Genomic DNA, 24,156 nt, shown 5'->3' with positions numbered 1-24,156 from the left:
GACCAGCTCTCGGCGTTCGCGGACGAGGTCACCCGTGTGGCCCGCGATGTCGGCACCGAGGGCCGTCTCGGCGGGCAGGCTCAGGTGCGCGGAGTGGCGGGCACCTGGAAGGACCTCACGGACAACGTCAACGTGATGGCCTCCAACCTCACCGGCCAGGTGCGCTCCATCGCCCAGGTCGCCACCGCGGTGGCCAAGGGCGACCTCTCGCAGAAGATCACCGTCGAGGCCAAGGGCGAGGTCGCCGCGCTCGCCGATGTCATCAACACCATGGTCGACACCCTGTCGGCGTTCGCGGACGAGGTCACGCGTGTGGCCCGCGAGGTGGGGACCGAGGGACGGCTCGGCGGACAGGCCCACGTGCCCAACGTGGCCGGCACCTGGAAGGACCTCACCGACAATGTCAACTCCATGGCCAACAACCTCACCGGCCAGGTGCGCAACATCGCCCTCGTGACGACCGCCGTCGCCAAGGGCGACCTGTCGAAGAAGATCGACGTCGACGCCCGGGGCGAGATCCTCGAGCTGAAGACCACCATCAACACGATGGTGGACCAGCTGTCGGCGTTCGCGGACGAGGTCACGCGGGTGGCGCGCGAGGTGGGCACCGAGGGCCGCCTCGGCGGGCAGGCCGAGGTCGAAGGAGTGTCAGGCACCTGGAAACGGCTTACCGAGAACGTCAACGAGCTCGCCGGCAACCTCACCCGGCAGGTCCGTGCGATCGCCGACGTGGCCAGCGCCGTCGCCGAGGGCGATCTGACCCGGTCCATCACCGTGGAGGCCTCCGGTGAGGTCGCGGACCTCAAGGACAACATCAACTCCATGGTGGAGTCGCTGCGCGAGACCACCATGGCCAACCAGGAACAGGACTGGCTCAAGACCAACCTCGCCCTGATCTCCGGTCTGATGCAGGGGCATCGCGACCTGTCCGTCGTAGCCGAGCTCATCATGGACGAGCTGGTTCCCCAGGTGTCGGCCCAGTACGGCGCCTTCTACCTCGCCGAGGATGGTGAGAAGGGGCCCGAGCTACGGCTCGTCGGCTCCTACGGCCGCCCCGAGGAGGACGGCAGACCGGACCGCATCCCCTTCGGCCGCTCCCTGGTCGGTCAGTCCGCGCGCAGCCGCCGTACGATCGCCGTGGACGAATTGCCGGCCGGATACGTCACCATCTCGTCCGGACTGGGGCAGACCGAACCCACCGCGCTGTTGCTGCTGCCCATCCTTTTCGAGGAGCAGGTGCTCGGCGTCATCGAGCTGGCCTCCGTCACCCCGTTCACAGCGATCCAGCGTGACTTCCTCCAGCAGCTCGTGGACACCATTGGGGTCAACGTCAACACGATCGTCGCCAACGCCCGCACCGACGAACTCCTCGAAGAGTCCCAGCGGCTCACCAGCGAACTGCAGGCCCGCTCGGCGGAGTTGCAGGCCCGGCAGGAGGAGCTGCAGCAGTCCAACGCCGAACTGGAGGAGAAGGCCTCGCTGCTCGCCGAGCAGAACCGCGACATCGAGGCGAAGAACCTGCAGATCGAGCAGGCGCGGCAGGAATTGGAGGCGCGCGCCCAGCAGTTGTCTCTCGCCTCCAAGTACAAGTCCGAGTTTCTCGCCAACATGAGCCACGAGCTGCGTACGCCGCTCAACAGCCTGCTCATCCTGGCCCAGTTGCTGGCCCAGAACCCGTCCCGCAACCTCACCCCGAAGCAGGTCGAGTACGCGGGCATCATCCACTCGGCGGGCTCCGACCTGCTGCAGCTGATCAACGACATCCTCGACCTGTCCAAGGTCGAGGCCGGCAAGATGGACGTGACACCCGAACGTGTCTCGCTGCGCCAGCTCATCGACTACGTCGAGGCCACGTTCCGGCCGATGACCTCGCAAAAAGGCCTTGAGTTCACCGTCACCACATCGGCGGGCGCGCCCGCCGACCTCCTCACCGACGACTCCCGGCTCCGCCAGATCCTGCGCAACCTGCTGTCCAACGCGGTGAAGTTCACCGAACAGGGTGCCGTCGAACTGCGCGTCGAACCGGTCGGCGACGACGAGGTGCCCGAGGGAGTGGTGCGCGGCGGCGCGGTGGTCGCGTTCCGGGTGAAGGACACCGGCATCGGCATCCAGGAGCAGCAGCTGGAGACGATCTTCGGCGCGTTCCAACAGGCAGACGGCACCACCAGCCGCAAGTACGGCGGCACCGGGCTCGGCCTGTCCATCACCCGGGAGATCGCCCACCTGCTCGGCGGCGCCGTCGCCGTCGACAGCACACCGGGCAAGGGCAGCACCTTCACCCTGTTCCTGCCCGTGGCCCGGCCCGACTTCGACGAAAACCTCCACGGTGCGCGTGGCGCGGTGCCGCCGGCCGAACAGGAGCGACCTGACGGCACTGCCTCGCACCCACTGCCTGTGGCAGCAGCCGGCACCGCCCCGAGGGGACAGCGAGCGCGCAGGCTGCTCGTTGTGGAGGAACGCCCGCGCGGCCTGTTGACCCTCGTCGCGGAGAGCGTCATCGGTGATCTGGAACACGGCCCCGGCAACGGCACGCCCGTCGACATCATCACCGCGGTCGGCGCCCAGGAGGCGGCCGGCGCCCTCGCCGCCGAGCCCTGCCACTGCGTCGTGGTGGAACTGGGGCAGCCCGATGGCGAGTCGGCCCAGTTCTTGGACGCGGTGCGCGGCGACTCCGCCCTCGCCGGTGTCCCCGTACTGGTGCACAGCTCCCACCGAGCCGGGCCCCCGGAGACCGGAGCGGGCGGCTCCCTGGAGTTCCTGTCCAGCCTGGACGAGCTACGGGAGCGGATCGCCCTGCACCTGTCCGCCGAGGAACCCGGCGAGGTGCTCGCCCTCGTCCGCGGAGAGGAACTGCAGAACACACCGGCAGGCCTGGACGAGGGGCACAGCCACGGCCGTACCGTCCTGGTCGTGGACGACGACGCGCGCAACCTGTTCGCGATCAGCGGCATCCTCGAAATGCACGGCTTCCGCGTCCTGCACGCGGACAACGGCCGTAACGGCATCGAGACGTTGATCAGCAATCCGGATGTCGACCTGGTCCTGATGGACGTGATGATGCCCGAGATGGACGGGTACGCGGCCACGGCCGAGATCCGCAACATGCCGCAGTTCGCCGACCTCCCGGTGATCGCCGTGACGGCCAAGGCGATGCAGGGCGACCGGGAGAAGAGCCTCGCCTCGGGCGCCAGTGACTACGTGACGAAACCGGTGGACACCAATGACCTCATGGCCTGCGTCCGACGCTGGCTGTCCGCATGACGAGGGGCAGGGCATCGCGCATGCCCTCGATCGCACGTCGAGGAGAGGCCGTCCGGTGACGACTCACCAGCCACCTGCCGTACCGAGCATGGCGGCCGGGGTGCCCGCCCCGCTGCCGTCGGACGACGCCGTGCCGATCGACGTGCCCGCGGTCTCTCCCGTGGGCAGGCTCGCCGCCACCGTGGAGCGGCTGCACCGGGAGGTGCGCGCCGCCCAGGCGGAGGCCGAGGGCCGGGCCCTGATCGAACTGGCCAAAGGCATCCTGGTCGAGCGCTTGGGCTGCGGCCCCGCCCAGGCAGCCCGGCAGCTCGCCGAACTGACCGAGCAGGCCGAGGTGACACCGCTCGAACTCGCGGTGGACATCATCAACCAGGCCGCCAAGGACCGCGTCGCGGAGGTGACCGAGGCGTTCCTGAGCGCGACCGCGGACCGCTCCGGCCCGATCGAGGACTCCGCCGCCGTACGGTTGCGCGCGGCCGAGAGCGGCCTCCTGGCCGCCCCCGACACCCAGGCGATGGCCGACTCCCTGCTCGACCACGCCCTGCGTCCGCTCGGTGCCGTCGCCGTGGCGATCTGGGCGGCAGGCCCGGACGGCTCACTCGCGCTCGTCGGCAGCGCCGGCTTCACCCCGGCGGAGGCGACCCTCTGGCGTTACGTACCACCCGACGTGACCACGGTGGCCCGGCGTGGACTGACCGAGCCCGGCGGGCAGTGGCTGCCCTCGCTCGCCGCCTCCGGGCTGCCCACCATCGGTCGGCGCGACTACACCGACGGCGCACGGATCGCCGTACCCGCCGGCGTGGGTGGACGCATCCACGGGGTCCTGGAGATCGCCTGGCCCAAGCCCGAGAGCCCGCTGCCGCGCCCGGTGCTGCGGCAGGTGGAAACCCTCGCCGAACTGTGCGCGCACACCCTGGAGAACTTCTTGCCCGCCGCCCAGGCCGCGCAGGAGCCCCGCGTGGTGCCGGACGTGGCGGAGCTGATGGACCTCGCGGACGGCCTGCACGATCCGGCCCTGGTGCTCGTGCCGCACCTCGACGACGCCGGACACCTCATCGACTTCCGTATCCAGCACGTCAACAGCCGCTTCCTGGATCCGGCGGGCCGCCCGCGGGCCGTCATCGGCGGCGCACTGCTGCTGGAGGCCTACCCGATGACCGCCGACACCGGCGACCTGTTCCAGCGCGTGGAGCGGGTGTACGCGACCGGCGAGCCGTTCCGCGCCCGGCGCATGCAGCTCACAGCCGTCGTCGAGCAGGTTCCGCTCTCCGCGGTCGCCGACATCAGCATCAGCCGCCACGGCTCCAGCATCCTGCTCATCTGGCGCATCGAGGACGAGACCGCACGCCTGGCCAGCCTGCTCCAGCACGCCCAGCGGCTCGGCCGGATCGGCGGCTTCGAGGAGAACCTGCTGACCGGTGAGATCACCTGGAACGCCCAGCTGTTCAGCCTTTACGGCCGCCCGCCCACAAGCACACCGGTCGCCCTGGAGGAGCTTCCCGCCTACTCCCACCCCGACGACGCCGTCGCGATCGGGCGGTTCCTGCGCACACTGCTGCACCACCGCAAACCGGCGTCGGCCGCATTCCGGCTGCGGCGCCCGGACGGGGTGACCCGGCACATGCGCGTGGTCGCCGAACCAGTCCTCGACACATCCGGCCAGCTGCTGGGCGTTCGCGGCGCCTACCAGGACATCTCCGCCCAGCACTGGACCGAGGTCGCCCTCGCCGCGACCCGCGACCAACTCGCCCACACAGAGCAGCAGGCCATGGAGCGCAACCGGCTCGCCCTCCAACTGCAGCACGCCATCATGCCGCCCGCCCAGGCCCCGCTGCGCGTCCCCAATCTGCAGGTGGCCGTGCGTTACCGGCCGGCCGAGACGGAGAACCTGGTGGGCGGCGACTGGTACGACGCCGTCGTCCTGCCCTCCGGACCCGTGCTGCTGTGCGTGGGAGACGTCGCCGGACACGGGATCGAGGCGGCCACCAGCATGGTCGTGCTGCGCAACGCTCTCCGGGGCCTCGCCGTCACCGGAGCCGGCCCCGGTCAGCTGCTGTCCTGGCTGAACATCGTCGCCCACCACCTCACGGGTGCAGTCACCGCGACCGCCGTGTGCGGTCTCTACGACCCTGCGAGGCGGGTCATGCGCTGGGCGCGGGCCGGGCATCCGCCGCCGGTCCTGGTGCGCGGGGCCGAAGCCACCACGCTGCCCACCCTCACGGGCCTGCTGTTGGGTGCCCTGCCGGAGGCGGTGTACGAGGAGAGCGAGTTGCAACTGGCGGAGGGAGACACCCTCCTGATGTACACCGACGGGCTGATCGAGCGCCGGGACCGTTCGCTGGAGGAGTCCCTGTCCCATCTGCTGGACATGGCACGCTCGGGTCCCCGGACCCTGGACCAGCAACTCGACCAGCTGCTCACCTACAGCAGGTCGGACACCGACGACGACACATGCATCGTGGGCATAAGAACCGACTGACCTGCCCTCGCGGCAGGCGGTCGCCGACCGCAGCAAGAGCCGGAGCCGGCACAGGTGCCACGCGGAGTTCTGTGAGGAGCTGCGCGGATGTGGGCCCGCCCGCACGCGAAGGATCTGGCGTTCTGCTCGTAGCGCTACCCATCGGCTGTCAACAGAAGGTACGGTGCCGACCCGCACGCGCAGAGCCTGTCGTCGGACCATGTCGGCTGCGAAGCGGGGTGATGGAGCGGATGCGCCTGTCCGTGCGACCCGGATGCCCGGATCCGGTTCACCCCACGCCGGAGGAAAGCCCCAGACGGGCTCACCGCCCGCGCGTTCGAGGAGCGCCCCTCGCCACGCCGCCGCCCTTGCCGCTGTCCCGCAGCCATACCCGGTGGGCGGGCGGCGACCACCGTGCCACGGGCTCTGTGCGGGCACCTGGCCTACGGCCTGCGGGCGACCCGGGAAAGTGCGGAGGACCTGGGCGAAGGTCGTTTCGTCGTATGCCGGGGCTCCGTGTCCCGGCGAGTCTCCGGCCTCTGCTTCAATGCCCGGGGGCGGGCGACAACCGCACCGCCCGCACTCCGGTCGGCCGGTGTCCCGCGGGGACTTCGCCGACGGTCGGCGAGCCGAGGGAAGGGCCACCAGAGGTGGACGAATTGAGCAGGGCGGCCGTTGGCCCGGGGGAGCGCGACCTCGCCGTGAGCGCGGTCGGCGCCGAGACGAACCATTTTTTCGCGCCCGAGGTGAGGGTGGCCGCAGCGGACACGGCCTGCGAGGGACACGTCCGGCCGGTGCTCGATCTGCCGGATTTGGGGCTGCGCGACTCGGCGCGGCTGAGCACGCTGATCCCGCCGGAGCGAGTGACCGGCAAGGCCAAGGACTCGTCGGTGCTCGCGCCGTTTGCGGCCCTCGTCCTCGACGTGACCGGGGCGGCCATGCCGCTACCGGTCCGGCCCACCCGGCTGGCCGCTCTCGCCGTGCACCACGACCACGAGGATGCCGCATGACGGCCGCCGCCGAGCGCAGCGCGGTGCTGCCTGAGCGCTCCCAGCGGCTCAGACGGCGTCTGGAGCGGCTGATCGGGGTGGCCGCGACCGAAGGCAACGAACTGGTGCCACTGCGCAACGGGGACCGGATATTCCCCGCCATGCTGGCGGCGATCAAAGGCGCCCGGTACACCATCGACATGATGACCTTCGTCTACTGGCGTGGTGAGATCGCGCACGAGTTCGCCGACGCCCTCGCCGACCGGGCCCGCGCGGGCGTACGGGTGCGACTGCTGCTGGACGGGTTCGGGGCCAAGGAGATCGAGCGGGAGCTGCTGGAGCGGATGGGCGCCGCCGGGGTGCGGGTGGCCTGGTTCCGCAGGCCGCTGTGGCTGTCGCCGCTGAAGCAGAACCACCGCTGCCATCGCAAGGCGCTCGTCGTGGACGAGCACACCGCTTTCACCGGCGGCGTCGGCATCGCCGAGGAGTGGTGCGGCGACGCCCGCCATCCGGGTGAGTGGCGCGACACCCACGTCCGTCTGCGCGGTCCCGCCGTCGACGGCGTCGCCGCCGCCTTCGCGCAGAACTGGGCGGAGTGCTGTGACGACCTGTACGACGAGCGCGACCGCTTCACCGAACACGAGCAGCACGGCACCAGCGTCGTCCAGGTCGTGCGCGGCTCCGCGAGCCTGGGCTGGCAGGACATGCAGACCCTGCTGCGCGTCGTGCTCACCTCCGCCGAGCGCCGCTTTCGCCTGGCCACCGCCTATTTCGCGCCCGACACCTACTTCGTCGACCTGCTGTGCGCGACCGCTCGGCGCGGAGTGGACGTCGAGATCCTGCTGCCGGGCCCGCACACCGACCAACGTGCCTGCCGACTGGCCGGCCAGGGCCACTACTCCCGTCTCCTCGACGCCGGAGTGAGGATTTTCGAGTACCAGCCGACGATGATGCACGCCAAGATCATTACGGTGGACGGGATCGCCTCGCTGATCGGTTCGACCAACTTCAACCGGCGTTCCATGGATCACGACGAGGAAGTCATGCTCGCCGTCCTAGACGAGGAGTTCACCGCCACCCTCGACCACGACTACGACGACGACCTGACTCGCACCGCGCCGGTCGACCCGGGCCGCTGGCGTCGTCGCGCGACTGTACAGCGGCTGCGCGAAGCCGCCGTGGTGCCCGTACGCCGCTTCCTGTGACGGGTTGCCCGGTCACGCGGGCGCGTGCGCCCCAGCAGGGAGAGCCGAGCCGCCCTTGAGCCCGGAGGGAATCGCCACCCGCGTGCTGTGACCGTCATGCCGTCAGTGCGCCCTGTGCACGCGGTGGGTCGGTACTGCCGGTGCCGACAGGGACTCGTCCGAAGCGGGCTCGGTGTCGGGCCGGTAGACGGTCAGTGCCTCCGGCAGCTTGTCCAGCACGAAGGCGCGCGGCGCCGGGACGAGCTCCCCGTCGCAGGCCATACGGGCGCCCGCCGGCAGCGACGACACCTCCAGGCGTTCGGCACGTGCCGCCGCGTAGAACGGCGTACGGGTGAGCCGACCCGCGCACGCCGCAGCGAGCAGCCTGGTACGGGCGAACCGGCCTGCGCGGGCCACCCGCAGATCGAGCAGGCCGTCCGCCAGATCGTGCCGGCGCACCGGCGCGATGCCGACACTGCGGTACGAGCCGTTGCCGGCGAACAGCAGCCACAGCGGCCGCTTCCGCCCGTTCACCTCGGCTCGCAACGGCCGCGAGCGACGCAGCGCGTGCAGGACGGCGAGCAGGGTCGCCGGCGGCCCTCCGATCCGCGGCGACCACCGCTCGCGCAGCCGCACCAGCTCCGGGTAGACACCGAGGCTGAAAGTGTTGAGGAAGTAGCGGGGCTCTGCCGCGTCCCTCTCCTCCAGCGGCCGCACGCGCCCCACGTCGACCCGGACGGCGCTGCCCTCGGTCACCGCCCGGCAGGCGTCGGCAATGGTGTCGACGCCGAGGTCGGCGGCGAAATGGTTGAAGGTGCCGCCAGGCAGCACCAGAAGGGGGACGTCAGCGGCCAGTGCCGGCGCCACCGCGGCGTTCACGGTGCCGTCACCGCCGCACACGCCCAGCGCTCCGCCCAGTGCGGCAGCTCGGCGCGCGGCCTCGGCGAGCAACTCGGGCAGCGGTGGCCCCTGCTCCCCGTACAGCCGGATCTCCGCCTCGGGCAGCGTCGCACGCAACTGGCGTACCGGATCGGTGAGTTGGGGTTGGGCGCCGGAGTCCGGGTTGACGACCAGCACCAGCCCCTTCCCTCCCGGTAGCGCCCTCACGTCCGTGCGGGCCCGGGCCGGCGGCGGCAGCTGGGAGCGGGACGGCACCATCCCGCGTACCGCGTAGGCGGCACCGGCCCCGAGCACCGCGCCGGCCAGCACGTCGCCGGGGAAGTGGGCACCGGTGTACACCCGGGAGAAGGCCACGGACGCGGCGAGCGGCGCCACTGCGGCTCCCGCGCGCGGCGACTCCAGGGCGACGCCGGTGACGAACGCGGCAGCGGACGCGGCGTGACCGGAAGGGAAGGATGTGGTGAACGGAGGCCGGTGCAGACGCCGGGCAGCCGGCACGCCGTCCAGCAGGGGCCGCGCCCTGCCCACGGACCGCTTGGTCACGGTGTTGACCAGGGCGGAGGCCACAGCCAGGGACGCCATGCCCCGCATGGCCGCCCGGCGGCCCCGCGCACCGCCGAACACCCACAGACCCGCGGCCACTCCGCCCCACAGCACTCCATGGTCGGCGACCCTGCTCAGCCGCGGCAGGACGGGCTCGGCGGCCGGCCACCGGCGGGCCGAGACCGCATGGAACAGGGCATGGTCGACCGCGGACAGCAACTGACGTACCCGGCCCACTTCTCGCATGCTCATGGCAGTTCTGGTACCCCGCGAGACCTCTCACATCCTTCCGCGCGAGAGGCCGCTCGATGTAGGCGGATTGCCGCTTATGCGCTAGCAGGCTCCTCGCCAGGTTGGCGTGGTCTCGTCCGTTATGCGCTTGGCGAGGTTGTCGATGGACGCGACGTGGATCATGGAGTTGTTCCTGCGAAGACGTCCATGGCCGACGCTCTCTCAAGCCGGGCTTCCTCGCCCGCCGCGGCTGCCTGTACAACCACCCGCCCTACCCATCGCCTTCGCGCATGGGCCTCGTCAGGCGGTGCCCCACGCATCCCGGGCCTTCTGGCACGACACCACGGTCACCCCATCGGGGGCGGTACTGGACTCCGTAGAGCACGGCCGCACCCTTGAGCACTACCGGGCCGCACACGAGATCGACACGCTCAGCGTGAGCCACAAAGCCACCACCGAGCAGCTGCGCAGCGCCATGGTGCACTACCGCGCCCTGTTCGATGAGCTCCTCTCCGACGGAGGCCAGCCCCGCCAGGCCCCGGCCTGACGCCCGAGCTCGCGCCGGCACGGACGGAGGCGACATGCAGCGCTCTCCGCCGACACTGGCCGACCGAACTGGCCGGCCGGATCGGCATCCAAGGCGACCGCTACGACGAGCACCACATGTCCCTGGTCGACAAGTAGGTGAGACCCGTGAGGCAGCAGGCGGGCGGCAGCCATGCCGGCAGCGGGCGCGTCCTCGCGGCAGGCAGGTACACCTTGCCGAACGCTTTGCGCAGGCGACGGCTACGCCCGCACATCGCGAAGGATCTCCGGCGGCATCTGCCGTCGAAGCGGTACTGAAGAGCAGGGGGCTTCGTCTCGCTCACCGCGCCGCGCGGCCACCGTTCACCGCTTCGACGGCGGTGCGGGCGGGATGGCGGTCGTGGTGATCGTCATCGGGGTGCCGGTGACGGCGATGAGGTAGGTGCGTGCGTGCGTGCCGTTCGGGAGGGCGCGGAAGCCTCCCGGGGGTTGGACGACGTATTCGGCAACGGCGTGGGGCGCCAGGGTCGCCGGGCCGGAGGTGATGGTCCACCAGTTGGAGGCGCCCTGCCCGGTGCGGCTCGCGAAGTGCGGGGCGAGGGGCGTGCCCGTGGTGTTGACGGCCCGTACGGCGACGGCGGTGACGCCCGCGCCCGAGTGGTGGGTGGCGTAGCGGGGGGCGAGGCTCATGCGCAGGGGCGGTGGGCTCGCGGCGGCGACCGTCACACAGGCGAGGGCAGGCAGGAGCAGGCCCACGGCCACGGCGCCCTTCGCACGGCGGCCGAAGGCGGCGGTCAGACGTGGCTGCCAGGCGGTGGCGAGCGCGGCGGCCGGGACGGTGGCGACGGCCGCGAGCCACAGCGGCGTCATCATCAGGAAGTAGCCGTCCTGGGAACGCGTGGCCAGATAGAACGCACACCAGGGCAGCACGGTGATCGCGGGGCCGAGGCGCCGGACGAACAGCAGGGTGGCGGCCAGCAGGCCGAGCAGGAGCAGCAGGCTGCCGTAGGAGTAGTAGTCGAGGCGGCTGCTGCCCGCGGTGAAGTAGTAGGAGATGCCCATCAGGCCCTGGCCGTGCAGGATCGCCTTCTGGTCGAGCGGCAGCAGCAGACCGTGCAGCCAGGCGGAGAACTCCTGGACGGCGAAGTAGGCGTTGACGGCGGCCCAGGCGAGTACGGCCGTGCCGGCATACCGGGCGGTGACGGCGAGCGCACGCCGCGGGCCGAGTTCGCCGCGTCTGACGGCGTACAGGCCGATCAGGAGGAACGGCGTGAGGAACCAGGCGAGTTGCTGAGCGGCGCAGGCCGCGCCCAGACAGGCCGCACGCAGCACTCCCCTGCCTCTCAGTTGACCGCCCGCGCCCGTGGCGGGCCAGCGCACCACCACGGGGACGAGGAGGGCGAGGGCCGTGATCGCCGGATAGCCGGCGTAGGCGTACTGGGGCAGGAAGCCGAAACCGAGGCAGACCGCGGTGGCCGCCGACCGCCAGGGTGCCGGCAGCAGGAACCACAACAGGACCGAGGAGGCCAGGAGCGCCCCGGTGGTCACCAGCGTGGCGGCCGCCGTTGAATGGACGACGGCATGCACCGGTGTGGCGAGCAGGGCCGTCAGCGGCGGATAGCCGTAGGTGTAGTCGGCGCCGCCGGACATGGTCTTGGTGATCCCGACGCGGACGCTGTCGAAGAGCCAGGGCCAGGACTGGCCGTAGACCGGATGGCCGTGCAGGATCTGGTTCGCGGCCTGGGCGGTCAGCACGCCTTCGTCGCTGCCGGCGTGGTCGAGCAGATAGCCGCAGGTCACCAGCGCCACGGCGGTCAGCAGCACCGCCGCGTCCACCCGGACGAGCGCCCTGCGGGTGCGCACGAAGAGGGCGAGCACGGCACAGATCAGGATCGAGGCGTAGCAGGCGGAGATCCCCGCGGCGACGGCCGGGCGGGATGCCATCGCGGCGGTCCAGGCGTCCCGCGTCCCGATGAACAGGCTGATCGTGGCCACCAGCGTCATCCCACGGTGCCACTGCTGGGGGCCGGCCTCCTGGACCCCGGGCACCGCGGCCCGGGTCGGAGGCGGCGGCATCAGGTCCGTCCCGGCACTCCCGGGAAGCTCGACGCTTGTTCCGTCGCGACGAGCGTCCATCTCGCGACCGCCTCCTCCTCTGCCTCGTCTCCATTGGGCAGCACCCACGCGCGTTCAGCCACTTAGGAGCAACTACTACAACGTGTAGGTAAGTGCTGGAGGGGCGAGTCTCACAGGGTCAGAGACCATCCGTCGGCTGACCCTGTTCGGCCTCGTGGAGGGGCAGGCTTCTTCTCACCTTCCTCTCACCCTACAGTTTGTAGGGCGAGAGCAAGGATCCTGCGTCACCTGCGCCTGGTGGGGGCCTCCGACGGCTCCTGGCCCGAGGCACGCACCGTGGTGTGGCCCGGCTTCGGCTTGGGGAGGTGCCGGGGCACGACGTCCTGGGGGAAGGTCAGCTGCTGGTTCATCCACTTCAGGGTGGCCGGCATCTCCCGTACCCAGGTCGGGAAGTTGTGGCTGCCGCTCTCGGGCAGGATCGACACGACGCGCATGGGTGCCTTGACCGCCTTGATGAAGGCCAGCGTCTCGGGGTAACCCTTCTCGCCATGCTTGCTGTCGGCGACCAGCACGGAGACCTGGGGCGCGGGAAGGTGCTTGAGCCGCCACATCAGGTCGTGACTGTTGATCCGGTTGACGCGGCCCAGTCCGCTGCCGAAGAGGTTGCCGGTCGTGGCGTCGTCCTTGATCTTGTAATCGGGCGACAGGGCACCGGCCGTCGTGTACACGTGCGGGTTGCGCATCGTCAGCTGCAGGGCACAGGTTCCGCCGGAGGAGTAACCCATGACGCCCCACGCGGTGGCGTCGTGGCCCACCCGGTACGTGGACTTCAGGGCGTCCGGCAGGTCCTTCGCCAGGAACGTCTCGGTCTGCGGTCCGCCCGGCACGTTCACGCACTCGGTGTCGCGCGGCGGAGCGATCGTCGGCCGGATCATCACCATGATGGTCGGCTGCATCTGGCCGCTCTTCTGCAGTTCTCCGGCGGTCTGTGACACCCGCAGGTACTGCGCGAGGTTGAAGATGGAGCCGGGGTAGCCGCTGAGCGCGACGATCACCGGGAAGCGCTGCCGGTGGTACGCCTTCTGGAAGTACTGCGGCGGCAGGTACACGAAGGCCGGGTCGACGACGCCGGTGCGGCGGCCGATGACCTTCACGGACTCGACCCGCCCGTTCACCGCCGCGGGGCCGGTGGGCAGTCCGCTGACGCGGTTCAACTGCTCGGTGCCGTTGGGCTGTATGAGGGAGCCCTTCTCGGAGACGCCGGAAATGGCCCCGCCGTCGTTGTTCCCACCCGCCTGGGTGACACCGACGGGAGCGGTGTCGACGTTGCCGAAGAGCTCACCCCACGATCCGAAGAACTGGTAGGACGAGTTCAGCCAGCACGCGAAGGCGGCAATGATCGTCACCTGGGCCACTCCGACGGCCGCCAGGCGTCCGAGCACCTGCCACACGCCCTGCTTGGCCAGCCGTGGCCACAGCCAGACCAACAGCGCCACACAAATGGCGGCCACGGCCGCCATCACGTACACAGTCGTCTCGCTGGTCAAACCCATGCCACTCAGTCCCCGGTTTCCTTGCCCGTGGTTTTTCCGTCACCCAGGAGGAGGGTTGCGGACCCTTCCGCGTTCCCCAAGAAACGCTAATGGGACAAAGCCCATACCTTCTTCTTGATTTCACGGAAGGGCCGTCACCAGAGGTCAGGAGCCATCAGCCGTTCGGAGGGACCTGCGGTATGTGACGCAGTCCTCATACAGCGGCAGCAGACCCTGGGCCTCCGCCTCGGCGAGGGTCGGCGCCTGCTCGTCCTTCGGGGACAGCAGCGGCTCGATGCCGTCCGGCCACTGGATGGCGAGGTCCGGGTCGAGCGGATGGATGCCGTGCTCACGCTCGGGGGCGTAACCCTCGGAGCAGAGGTAGACCACCGTCGCGTCGTCCGTCAGGGCGAAGAAGGCGTGGCCGAGGCCCTCTGACAAGTAGACCGCGTGATGGGTCTCGTCGTCGAGCCGGACCGCCTCCCACTGCTTGTACGTCGGTGATCCGACGCGGATGTCGACGATGACGTCGATGACCGCGCCGCGCACGCACTTGACGTACTTGGCCTGGCTCGGCGGAACGTCGGCGAAGTGGATGCCGCGCAGGGTGCCCCGCTTGGAGACGGAGCAGTTGGCCTGGGCCAGGTTGAGGTCCTGGCCGGTCGCCTCGCGGAAGTCCGCGCCGCGGAACCACTCGTGGAAGCTGCCGCGGTCGTCGGGGAAGACCTTGGGCTCCAGTACCCAAGCGCCGTCAATGCCCAGTGGTCGCACGTATCGATCCTAGTTCGCGTGGTTCGGTTACTTCTTCAGAGCCCGACGGAGCCTGCCCGCCGCGCGGCGCAGGAATGACCGCTTCGCCGGGCGAGAGGCGGGCTTGGACCGCCCGGGGGCCTTGGCCCCCAGTTCGGCGGCCGCGGCCGCGAGGGGCTTGACCTCGGCACCACCACTCGCGGAGACATCGAGCACCAGCGGCAGTGCCACCGGCTTGGCGGCGCCCGCCGACGGCAGGATCAGCTCCAGCCGCCACGGGCCGTCCTCCAGTTCACCAAGCGTAAGGCCGGCCCTCAACTCGGCATCGCCGGTCGCACGGGCGGCCACGGTGGCGGGAATCTCGACCGACCGGCTGGTCGCGACCTTCGTCAGCTTCACGGCCGCTTCGCTCTCGCCCTGGACGTGGAAGGGCAGCGCAACGGTGAGGCGGTCGGGGCCCGTTGTCACGGTGACGTCGGCGGCGGTGTGACCGGCGAACTCGTAGGAGATCCGGTTGGTCTTCCGGTCGACGTCGAGCGAGAGGTTGCCGTGCGGGTCGGTCCAGTACGGCAGGACGACGTGCGCCGGGGAGCCCACCACGGCAGCGCGCCGTCCGCTCCCGGCCGCCTCGCTGCGTACGGAACCGAGGCGGGTCTCCTTGGTCCACCCGCACGAGTGGATACGGATGAGGACGTCCCAGATCCCGGCGTCCAGTCCGGCGCCGTTCGCCGCCGACAGCGGGTCGATGCGCGAGGTGGCGTGCAGCACCTGCCGGAAGTACCCCTCCCGGCCCGCCACGGCGACCTTCTCCCGGGTGAGCTCCACGGGCTGGAAGAACTCCGCTGCCGTCGCGCGCTCACGCACGACGAGGTCCACCTTGGACTTGCCCAGCGGGGCGGAGGTGTCCGCGCCCAGCAGGGCGATGGCGTCCAGGCTGGTCTGCGGCAGCGGCGGGACGAGCAGGTCCTTGTCGCCGTCGGCACGGAAGGTGATGGGCTCGCCTGCCGACTTGTACTCGGCGGTGAAGCCGATCGACAGCTTGCCGTCCTCCCAGCCGAGGCTCTCCAGGGTGCCGGAGGGCTTGATCCCCGACTCCCACTGGGCGAACTCCTCGACATCGGCGAGCCGGTTCGCCGCGATCAGGCCGGCGACGATCTGCTGCGTGGGCTGCAGACCCGCCGCGACGCCGGGCCCGAAGCGCTCGACGACCACCTTGTGGATCTCGTCGAACAGCTCCTGGCGGTAGTCCTCCGGCAGCTTCAGCAGGCGCTGTCCGCGCATGCGCTCGACCATCTCGTTGCGCAGCCAGCGGCGGAACAGCCGGTCACGCAGCGGGCCGGGCTCGGTGAGCTTCTCGACGACGTCGAGGGCCTCGCGCAGGTTCTTGAAGTAGCCGACCGGGTCGAAGCGCTGGAAGCCCGCGTTGGACGCGTCCTCGCGCTTGACGTGGTAGTAGCACAGATAGTCGCTGAGCACGGAGACGTTCTCGGCCCGCAGATAGGCCTCGGTGACGAAGACGTGGTCCTCGAGGCGCCGGCGCCCCTCCATGTAGCGGAGGTCGTACTTGTCCAGGAACGCCTTGCGGAACATCTTGTGCGGGGTGAGGCTGTCGATCAGCGGGGCGTTCTCGACGTTCGCGTGCGGGCGGTTCTTGCGGAACAGCTCCAGCGGGACCGGGCGGCCCTTTCCGGCCATCTTGCCGACGATCACATCGGCGCCGTTCTCCACGCCGTAGTTGTACATGCGCTCGAGGGCTTCGTCGCCCAGCCAGTCGTCGTTGTCCACGAACTGGATGAACTCGCCCTTGGCGGCGGCGATGCCGACGTTGCGCGGCTTGCCGGACCAGCCGGAGCCCTCCTGGTGGATGACGTGCATGTGGGGGTACTCGGCGGCCAGCCGGTCCAGACGCGCGGGGGTCTCGTCGGTGGAGCCGTCGTCGACGAAGATCGCTTCGTACTCGTCGTCCGGCAGGCTCTGACGCAGAAGAGAGGCTATGCAGTCCTCGATGTAGTTGCCCGGGTTGTAGACCGGGATCACCACGCTCACCTTGATGGGCATGTCTCTTCTTCCGCTTCAGTCACTGGGGAGTCAAACGTCATGACACGGCGTACACCGCCGCGAGCTGACGGACAAGGCTAACGCGTGGCGGTCACACCGTGGTCACGTCAAGCGGCGGCCGCGGCCACAAACGGATCACAAAGTCCGCACGATGGTTTGGCCAACTGTGATGAAACGCACGGAGCGGTGCTTGCCCCGGAGCCCGGTTAGGATGCGCCGCATGAAGGCTCTCGTTCTCTCTGGTGGCTCGGGCACTCGCCTGCGTCCGATAACCCACACATCGGCCAAGCAGCTGGTGCCCGTCGCCAACAAGCCCGTCCTGTTCTACGGGCTGGAGGCGATCGCCGACGCCGGCATCACGGATGTCGGAATCATCGTCGGCGACACCGCCGAAGAGATCCGGGAGGCCGTCGGCGACGGCTCGAAGCTCGGGATCGACGTCACGTACATTCCGCAGGAGAAGCCGCTCGGCCTCGCGCACGCGGTGCTCATCGCGCGCGAGTTCCTCGGTGATGACGACTTCGTCATGTACCTCGGCGACAATTTCATCGTCGGCGGCATCACGGGCCTCGTCGACGAGTTCCGTACGGAACACCCCGACGCCCAGATCCTGCTGACCCAGGTGCCCAACCCGACGTCGTTCGGTGTCGCCGAGCTCGACGAGAACGGCCGGGTGAAGGGGCTGGAGGAGAAGCCGAAGCAGCCCAAGAGCGACCTCGCGCTGGTCGGCGTGTACCTGTTCACCCCCGCGATCCACGAGGCCGTCCGCAGCATCGAGCCCTCCTGGCGCGGCGAGCTGGAGATCACCCACGCCATCCAGTGGCTGATCGACCAGCACAAGGACGTCCGCTCGACGACGATCTCCGGCTACTGGAAGGACACCGGGAACGTCGCCGACATGCTGGAGGTCAACCGCTCCGTCCTGGAGACCGTCGAGCCGAGCGTCGAGGGCACCGTCGACGACTCCAGCGAGATCATCGGCCGTGTGCGCATCGAGGCCGGTGCCGAGGTCCGCGGCTCGCGCATCGTCGGCCCCGCGATCATCGGACCCGGTTCGGTGATCAGCGACTCGTACGTCGGCCCCTTCACCTCGATCTCCGAGGGCGTCCGGATCGACGACAGCGAGATCGAGTACTCCATCGTCCTGCGCGACTCCTCCATCACCGGCGTACGGCGGATCGAGACCTCGCTCATCGGCCGCGACGTCCAGGTCACTCCCGCGCCCCGCAATCCCGCAGCCCACCGACTCGTCCTCGGCGACCACAGCAAGGTACAGATTTCTTCATGACAACCAGAATCCTGGTGACCGGCGGTGCCGGTTTCATCGGCTCCCACTACGTCCGTACGCTGCTCGGCCCCGAGGGGCCGGGGGACGTGGCGATAACCGTCCTGGACAAGCTCACCTACGCGGGCAACCCGGCCAACCTCGACGAGGTGCGCGCCCACCCCGGCTTCGCCTTCGTGCAGGGCGACATCTGCGACCCCGAACTGGTCGGCAAGCTGATGGCCGAGCACGACGAAGTGGTGCACTTCGCCGCCGAGTCGCATGTGGACCGCTCCATCGACGGCGGCGCGGAGTTCGTCCGCACCAATGTCGTCGGCACGCACACCCTGATCGACGCCGCGCACCGGGCCGGCATCAAGACCTTCGTACACATCTCCACCGACGAGGTCTACGGCTCCATCGACGAGGGCTCCTGGCCCGAGACGCACCCGCTGCAGCCCAACTCGCCCTATTCCTCGGCGAAGGCGTCCAGCGACCTGATCGCGCTGTCGTACCACCGCACCCACGGCCTCGACGTCCGCGTCACCCGCTGCTCCAACAACTACGGGCACCACCACTTCCCCGAGAAGGTCATCCCGCTCTTCATCACCAACCTCCTCGACGGCAAGAAGGTCCCGCTGTACGGCGACGGCGGCAACGTCCGCGACTGGCTGCACATCGACGACCACATCCAGGGCATCGACCTGGTGCGCACCAAGGGCCGCCCGGGCGAGGTCTACAACATCGGCGGCGGCACCGAGCTCTCCAACAAGGAGCTGACCGGGCTGCTGCTCGAGGCGTGCGGCGCGGACTGGGACGAGAGCGTCGAGTACGTCCAGGACCGCAAGGGCCACGACCGCCGCTACTCCGTGGACTGCACGAAGATCCGCGAGGAGCTCGGCTACGAACCCCGCAAGGACTTCGCCACCGGCCTCGCGGAGACGGTCGCCTGGTACCGCGAGAACCGCGCCTGGTGGGAGCCCCTGAAGGAGCGGGCGGCGCTGTGACCTCCACCTGGCTGATCACCGGTGCGGGCGGCATGCTCGGCAAGGACCTCCTGGCCCGGCTGGCCGCCGACGGAGTGCCGGGCGTCGGCCTGACCCGCGGGGACCTCGACATCACGGACCCGGAGGCGGTGCACGGGGCCGTCGCGGAACACCAGCCGGACGTGGTGGTCAACTGCGCCGCCTGGACCGCGGTCGACGATGCGGAGACCCAGGAGGCCGAGGCGCTGCAGATCAACGGCGACGGTCCCCGGCACCTGGCCGCGGCCTGCGCCAAGACCGGCGCCAGGCTGCTCCAGGTCTCCACGGACTACGTCTTCGCGGGCGACGGCGCCTCTCCGTACGCGGAGGACGATCCGACGGCTCCCCGCAGTGCCTACGGCCGCACCAAGCTGGCCGGCGAGCAGGCGGTGCTGACTGCGCTCCCGGACGCGGGCCATGTGGTGCGCACGGCGTGGCTGTACGGGGCGGGCGGCGGCAATTTCGTCCGTACGATGATCAAGCTGGAGGGCGTCAAGGACACCCTCGACGTGGTCGACGACCAGCGCGGCCAGCCCACCTGGACCGTCGACCTCGCCGACCGGCTGGTCCGCCTCGGGCAGTCCGCGCTGGCGGGTACCGCCCCGGCGGGGATCTACCACGGCACCAGCGGCGGCGAGACCACCTGGTTCGGCCTCACCCGGGAGATCTTCCGGCTGCTCGGCGCGGACCCCGAGCGGGTCCGCCCCACCACCAGCGCCGCCTACGTCCGCCCGGCCCCCCGACCGGCGTACAGCGTCCTCGGGCACGACCGCTGGGCAGCCGCCGGGATCGAGCCGATCCGTGACTGGCGCGAGGCCCTGCATGAGGCGTTTCCGGCGCTGCTGGCGGCGGAACGGCCGTAGGCCGACGTACAACTCGCCTTGAAACGAGCGGGGTGGCCGGAACCTTTCTGGTTCCGGCCACCCCGCTCGTCTACGACGGGCGCGGGCCGGTGGGCGTCGAGGAGCGCCTGCGACGTCGGACGACGAGGACCGCACCGCCCGGCAGAGCCACGCAGCCTGCCGCGGTGGCGATGAGGGGCGTCCGGTCCCTGCCCGCGGCGGCCGGGGTGTGGCCGGACGGTGCCACCCGAGTCGCCGGTCTCGAAACCGCTTCCCGGCCCTGATGCCGGGACCAGGGTGAGTGCGGGTCCGGTGCCCCCCTCGGTGCCGCGCGCACGGCGAACGGGACCGAACGGCTCTGTGGGGAATCCGTGGCGACACAGGTGATGGCCTGCCGGTCCGCCTTGCACCGCAGGTCTTCTACTGCAAAGCTCGTGACTACCGGTCAGGTCCCGGGTATCGATGACGAGCGTGTCGTTCGTACCGCCGGCCACGGTGGCCGCACCGGGCGCCAGGGCACGCAGCACGGCAGTCGGCGCCGCCCCTGAGACCGTGCACTTGGATTTCACGCACCTGTGATCCGCAGGCCCCTCAAAGGTTGCCGTCCGTTCTCACCATGAATTTCACTGATTCTCACGAAGTAAGAGATTTCTCATCCATGGAACCAGGCGTCCGGCCGCTCCCTCATGCAGGGCAGCGAAGGAGGTCGAAATGGGCGACAGCCCCACTCAGACGAGCAACGCGCTCATGCGGCGGATCACGCCGAGACTCGATCCACCGACTCAGCAGCGGCGGTGGCGCATCGAGCTGGCAAAGGCCCTGCCGGCACTGACGTTGTTCGTCTCCGTGCGGCTGACCGGGGTGATCATGGCGACCCTGTGGTCGATCCACCTCGGCAGACACCCGCGAACCGTGGCCGGCCTGGAATGGGACGGTCACTGGTACTGGCACATCTCGCAGTACGGCTACGGCCTGATCACCCACGCCAAACACGGCCACGCCATCTACAACGACCTGGCGTTCTTCCCCCTCTTCCCGGGCCTGATCCACGCGGTGAACACGGTGCTGCCGATCGGCCCGGTCAACGTGGCACTGCTCATCGCATGGACTGCCGCCCTGGCGGCCGCCTGGGGCGTGTACGCGGTCGGCGAGCTGCTGCACGGACGACGCATCGGGATCCTCCTCGTGGCGCTGTGGGCGCTGCTGCCGCACGCGATCATCCTGACGATGGCGTACACCGAGCCCGTCATGACCGCCTGCGCGGCCTGGGCGCTCTACGCGGTGCTGACCCGCCGCTGGTTGACCGCGGGGACGCTGGCGGTGCTGGCCGGGCTGTGTCGCCCAAATGGCCTCGCCGTGGCGGCCGCCGTCGTCACCGGCGCCGTCGCATATCTGTGGCAGCTGCGCCGCTCCGGTGCGCCCACCGCGCCACGCGCCTGGGCGGCCGCCGCAGTGGCTCCCCTCGGATGGCTGGGCTACATCGGCTGGGTGGGACTGCGGACCCACAGTCCCCTCGGCTACTTCCACGTACAGAGCCTGTGGGGGTCACGGTTCGACTTCGGCCGCGACACGGCCCACACGTTCAAGCACCTGATCGTCGGGCACGACACCCTCGTCGTCTATCTGACCGCCGCGATCGTCCTCGGCTACCTGCTGCTGTTCGTCTTCTGCGTCCTGAACAGGATGCCCCTGGCCCTGCTCGCCTACTGCGCGCTCCTCATCGTGATGGCCGTCGGCGGCACCCACTTCTTCAGCAGCAAGCCGAGGTTCCTGCTGCCGGCCTTCCCGCTGCTGATCCCGCTCGCCCGGCATCTGGCGCGGAGCCGCCTGCGCACGATCGTCGTCCTGCTCACCGCGCTGGCCGTCGTCTCCATCTTCTACGGCACCTACCTGCTCACCGTCTCCCACAAGGCTCTGTGACGGCAGGACTGCTGCACAGGGCCGTACACCTCGCGTCCGCACGGCAGTTGAGGACTGCGGGTGCGGCCTGCGCTCAGAGGTCGTTCGGTGTGCCCAGGCCGGTGAGGGCGCCGACCGGGTCGAGGTCCGGGGTGCCGCGGGGCCACCAGTCGTCGTGGCCCGGCTCCGACTCGTAGGCGTACCACAGGCCGTCGCGGCCGAGGCGGAGCTGGACGTGGCCGCGGGGGTGGGTGAGGTGGTTGCGCCAGGGTCTGAAGGCGGGGAGGTCGGCGGCGAGGAGGAGGGGGCGGGCCCGGTCGAAGCGTCCTGCGGGCGGATCCCAGGGTTCCTCCAGGACGGCGAGGCCTTCGATGCCGCCCTGCCGCCAGGCTGCGACCGCCCGGGCCAGCTCGGCGGGGGTACGGCCGGCGGCCGAGGCGAGCGAGGCGTAGAGCGCGCGGGTGCCTGCCGTGAGCCCGGAGCCGGGGCGGGCGGCGGCGAGCCGGACGGCGTCCTGCCACAGCGTCAGCTCCGCCACCGGGTCGCGGCCGGTGCTGAGCAGCGCGTGGGCACGGACGGCGGCGTCGGTCGCCAGCTGGTCCAGCGCAAAGGGGTCGGGGCCGCCCGGGGCCGCCGGGTAGACCGGGGGCTGCTCGGGGTGCGGCGGGACGGGCAACGGGGCCGGGAGCGGCGGTAGTCGGCGGGGCAGGACGGCTTCGGCCGCGCGCACACCGGGGAGCGGGGCCGGTTCCTGCTCCTGGGCGGCGCGGGCCGCACGCGTGGCGCTCAGGCGGGAGAGGGCGTCCAGCAGTGCGCGTTCCCCGCGGCCGCGCAGCAGGAGCAGTACGAAGGGGTCGGCGTCGAGGAGGCGTGCCGTCTGGTAGCAGAGGGCAGCGGCGTGTTTGCACGGGTGGCCGCGATCGGGACAGCTGCAGTGCGGGTCGAGGTCGCGCGGGCCCGGCAGCAACGGCACTCCGCAGTCCACGAGGCCCTGGGGCAGCTCCTTGTCGAGCAGCGCCGCGATGTGCCCGGGCCGCTCGGCGGCGGCGTCCAGGAACCGCGCCCAGTCGGCGTCGTCCAGCGTGCGCAGCCGCACCTGCACGCGGTACGGGCGCGGGCGGCTGCCCTGCACATACGCGAGCACGAGTCCGGGCGTCACCGTGATGGCGTCCACATGGCCCTGCTCGGCATAACTACGGCCACGCACCAGCCGCTTGGCGTCGAGCGCCCCCTCTTCCAAGGCCGCGACCCAGGCATTGCCCCACCACGTCTCCGCGAACCGGGCGTCGGCGGGAGACCCCGGGGAGGCCGGGGAGGCCGGGGAGGCCGGGGAGGCCGGGGAGGCCGGGGAGGCCGGGGAGGCCGGGGAGGCCGGGGAGGCCGGGGAGGCCGGGGAACGGGAGGTGCGGACCGGGAATGCGGGGAAGGTACGGCGCAGTTCGCTGTCGCGGCCGGGGGCGGCCATGGAGTGGGTGCGGGGGGCCGTGGGGCCGGTCGGGGATTCGCCGGGGAAGAGGGGCGGGATGGAACTGGGGCTGTCGGCGCCCTCGGCCTCGGCGAAGTGCTCGGCGGACGCGGCTGCCGGCGGGCCTTCACCGGACGTGGGAGCCGGGGGTTTCGAACTCTGCCCCCGCGCAGGGGGGTTGTCGTCCGGGTTCTCTCCCGGCCCGTCCGCCGAGGCAGGCATACGAAAGGCGTCGGCAAGCAGCCCCTTCAGGTCCCGCGCCTGGACACCGGTAGCCCGTCGAGGCGCACCGCCGCGGCGTCCGCCAGCCGCCGACGCCGCCCGCCGCGCGCCGACGGCCCGCTCGGCATCCACCCGGGCCTGGCGCATCTCCGCCCGCGCGGCACGCAACGCCTCACGCGCGACATCAGCGGGCCGCGCACCCGCAGGGTCGGCTCCCTCTCCCTGAGACCTCACGCCGGCACCCGACACCCCGCCGTCCACGCCCGGCAGCACGGAACTCGGTGCCTCACCCTGGCGCTCCGCGGTCGCTCCCGTGTCATCGTCTGGTGTGTCGTTGGGCGCCTCGGCGTGAGGGCCGGGGGCGACACCGTCCGCGGTGCGGCCTGGAGCCGCTCCACCAACGCCGGCCTGAGGAGGCCGTGCCGCCGGAGCGAGCCGCTCCCCGCCCGCTCCCGCACCGGACGCAACGCCCGAGCCTCCGGCCCCGGCACCGGACACCACCGCGTCCGTCGACCGCCCAGCATCCGCATCCTTACCGGACCCAGCACTCGAGGCATCTCGCTGAGAGCCACCCGCCCCGGCACCAGGCACGATCGCGTCCGTGGACCGGCCCCCACCACCGCCAGCGCCCCGCCGTGCAGAGACCGCCGCGTCAGACCCGCCGGCATCAGCAACCTCACCAGGCTCAGCACCCAAAACATCTCGCCGAGAGCCACCCACCCCGGCACCAGACACCACGGCATCCGTGGCCCCGCCCCCACCAGCGACGGCGCCCAGCCGTGCCGAGACCACCGCCCCCGCTGGCCCGTCCGTATCCTCACCGGGCGGCATCCCCGATGTGTCCGCGACCGTGGCCCCCGGCAGCGGCTTCGTCGGGGCAGGGTCGGCGTGCGTGGTGCGGCCCGCGGCTTCCGCGTCGCGTCTGGCGGAGA

The 24,156-nt window shown here is 70.7% G+C and carries 15 protein-coding genes; 9 read left to right on the top strand and 6 right to left on the bottom strand.

Translation table 11 applies throughout. The features are described 5' to 3' along the window. The 4 genes from ACWCRD_RS01645 to ACWCRD_RS01630 all read left to right on the top strand — a co-directional run. The coding region (locus tag ACWCRD_RS01645) for a HAMP domain-containing protein (protein ID WP_450963953.1) at positions 1 to 3,261 on the top strand (3,261 nt) is incomplete at its 5' end. Between the two features lie 88 nt (positions 3,262 to 3,349). Beyond that, positions 3,350 to 5,740, top strand: coding sequence for a SpoIIE family protein phosphatase (locus tag ACWCRD_RS01640; RefSeq protein ID WP_450964353.1), 2,391 nt, complete (start codon positions 3,350 to 3,352; stop codon positions 5,738 to 5,740). 638 nt (positions 5,741 to 6,378) lie between these two features. Next, positions 6,379 to 6,729 (top strand): hypothetical protein, encoded by a 351-nt coding sequence (locus ACWCRD_RS01635; RefSeq protein ID WP_450963952.1) that lies wholly within the window; start codon positions 6,379 to 6,381, stop codon positions 6,727 to 6,729. Further along, complete coding sequence (locus ACWCRD_RS01630; protein ID WP_450963951.1) at positions 6,726 to 7,913, top strand: phospholipase D-like domain-containing protein; 1,188 nt, start codon at positions 6,726 to 6,728, stop codon at positions 7,911 to 7,913. The genes ACWCRD_RS01635 and ACWCRD_RS01630 overlap by 4 nt, the downstream gene beginning before the upstream one ends. 102 nt (positions 7,914 to 8,015) lie before the next feature. Here ACWCRD_RS01630 and ACWCRD_RS01625 read toward each other — a convergent pair whose 3' ends face one another. After that, the gene (locus ACWCRD_RS01625; protein ID WP_450963950.1) at positions 8,016 to 9,587 is read right to left on the bottom strand and encodes a phosphatase PAP2 family protein; all 1,572 of its coding nucleotides are present in this window, start codon (positions 9,585 to 9,587) and stop codon (positions 8,016 to 8,018) included. Positions 9,588 to 9,873: 286 nt separating this feature from the next. Here ACWCRD_RS01625 and ACWCRD_RS01620 point away from each other — a divergent pair, with 286 nt between their 5' ends. Beyond that, complete coding sequence (locus tag ACWCRD_RS01620) at positions 9,874 to 10,113, top strand: hypothetical protein (protein WP_450964375.1); 240 nt, start codon at positions 9,874 to 9,876, stop codon at positions 10,111 to 10,113. Between the two features lie 341 nt (positions 10,114 to 10,454). Here ACWCRD_RS01620 and ACWCRD_RS01615 read toward each other — a convergent pair whose 3' ends face one another. The 4 genes from ACWCRD_RS01615 to ACWCRD_RS01600 form a co-directional block, all read right to left on the bottom strand. Next, positions 10,455 to 12,227, bottom strand: a complete 1,773-nt coding sequence (locus ACWCRD_RS01615) for a hypothetical protein (RefSeq protein WP_450963949.1) — start codon at positions 12,225 to 12,227, stop codon at positions 10,455 to 10,457. Between the two features lie 224 nt (positions 12,228 to 12,451). Then, positions 12,452 to 13,720: an alpha/beta hydrolase gene (locus tag ACWCRD_RS01610; RefSeq protein ID WP_450963948.1), complete on the bottom strand. Its 1,269-nt coding sequence runs from the start codon at positions 13,718 to 13,720 to the stop codon at positions 12,452 to 12,454. 144 nt (positions 13,721 to 13,864) lie between these two features. After that, entirely contained in the window at positions 13,865 to 14,470 is a 606-nt protein-coding gene (gene rfbC / locus ACWCRD_RS01605) for a dTDP-4-dehydrorhamnose 3,5-epimerase (RefSeq protein WP_344397955.1), read from the bottom strand. 27 nt (positions 14,471 to 14,497) lie between these two features. Further along, on the bottom strand, positions 14,498 to 16,507 hold the full coding sequence (locus ACWCRD_RS01600) for a glycosyltransferase family 2 protein (RefSeq protein ID WP_450963947.1): 2,010 nt from the start codon (positions 16,505 to 16,507) through the stop codon (positions 14,498 to 14,500). Between the two features lie 220 nt (positions 16,508 to 16,727). On the opposite strand from ACWCRD_RS01600, the gene ACWCRD_RS01595 reads away from it, so the two are divergent. The 4 genes from ACWCRD_RS01595 (at position 16,728) to ACWCRD_RS01580 (ending at position 21,558) form a co-directional block, all read left to right on the top strand. Then, the gene (locus ACWCRD_RS01595; RefSeq protein ID WP_450963946.1) at positions 16,728 to 17,795 is read left to right on the top strand and encodes a glucose-1-phosphate thymidylyltransferase; all 1,068 of its coding nucleotides are present in this window, start codon (positions 16,728 to 16,730) and stop codon (positions 17,793 to 17,795) included. Beyond that, on the top strand, positions 17,792 to 18,778 hold the full coding sequence (gene rfbB / locus ACWCRD_RS01590; RefSeq protein ID WP_450963945.1) for a dTDP-glucose 4,6-dehydratase: 987 nt from the start codon (positions 17,792 to 17,794) through the stop codon (positions 18,776 to 18,778). Before ACWCRD_RS01595 ends, rfbB begins: the two co-directional genes overlap by 4 nt. A gap of 32 nt (positions 18,779 to 18,810) precedes the next feature. Next, positions 18,811 to 19,659, top strand: coding sequence for a dTDP-4-dehydrorhamnose reductase (gene rfbD / locus ACWCRD_RS01585; RefSeq protein WP_450964352.1), 849 nt, complete (start codon positions 18,811 to 18,813; stop codon positions 19,657 to 19,659). Between the two features lie 690 nt (positions 19,660 to 20,349). Continuing rightward, positions 20,350 to 21,558, top strand: coding sequence for a hypothetical protein (locus ACWCRD_RS01580; RefSeq protein ID WP_450963944.1), 1,209 nt, complete (start codon positions 20,350 to 20,352; stop codon positions 21,556 to 21,558). A gap of 73 nt (positions 21,559 to 21,631) precedes the next feature. Here the strand turns inward: ACWCRD_RS01580 and ACWCRD_RS01575 are convergent, their stop codons facing one another. Beyond that, a complete protein-coding gene (locus tag ACWCRD_RS01575; protein ID WP_450963943.1) occupies positions 21,632 to 23,458 on the bottom strand; it encodes an SWIM zinc finger family protein in 1,827 nt (608 codons plus the stop codon). Between the last annotated feature and the right edge of the window lie 698 nt (positions 23,459 to 24,156).

It is taken from the genome of Streptomyces sp. NPDC002092, assembly GCF_053593775.1.
The sequence above is the reverse complement of the archived record's forward strand: the minus strand, read 5'-3'. Positions and strand labels throughout refer to the sequence as shown.

Excerpts from the sequence above, each read along its gene's own strand:
- ACWCRD_RS01640 (WP_450964353.1), top strand. The coding sequence starts at position 3,350 with ATGGCGGCCGGGGTGCCCGCCCCGCTGCCGTCGGACGACGCCGTGCCG.
- ACWCRD_RS01630 (WP_450963951.1), top strand. The coding sequence starts at position 6,726 with ATGACGGCCGCCGCCGAGCGCAGCGCGGTGCTGCCTGAGCGCTCCCAG.
- ACWCRD_RS01625 (WP_450963950.1), bottom strand. The coding sequence starts at position 9,587 with ATGAGCATGCGAGAAGTGGGCCGGGTACGTCAGTTGCTGTCCGCGGTC.
- ACWCRD_RS01615 (WP_450963949.1), bottom strand. The coding sequence starts at position 12,227 with ATGGACGCTCGTCGCGACGGAACAAGCGTCGAGCTTCCCGGGAGTGCC.
- ACWCRD_RS01610 (WP_450963948.1), bottom strand. The coding sequence starts at position 13,720 with ATGGGTTTGACCAGCGAGACGACTGTGTACGTGATGGCGGCCGTGGCC.
- ACWCRD_RS01600 (WP_450963947.1), bottom strand. The coding sequence starts at position 16,507 with ATGCCCATCAAGGTGAGCGTGGTGATCCCGGTCTACAACCCGGGCAAC.
- ACWCRD_RS01595 (WP_450963946.1), top strand. The coding sequence starts at position 16,728 with ATGAAGGCTCTCGTTCTCTCTGGTGGCTCGGGCACTCGCCTGCGTCCG.
- rfbB (WP_450963945.1), top strand. The coding sequence starts at position 17,792 with ATGACAACCAGAATCCTGGTGACCGGCGGTGCCGGTTTCATCGGCTCC.
- rfbD (WP_450964352.1), top strand. The coding sequence starts at position 18,811 with ATGCTCGGCAAGGACCTCCTGGCCCGGCTGGCCGCCGACGGAGTGCCG.
- ACWCRD_RS01580 (WP_450963944.1), top strand. The coding sequence starts at position 20,350 with ATGGGCGACAGCCCCACTCAGACGAGCAACGCGCTCATGCGGCGGATC.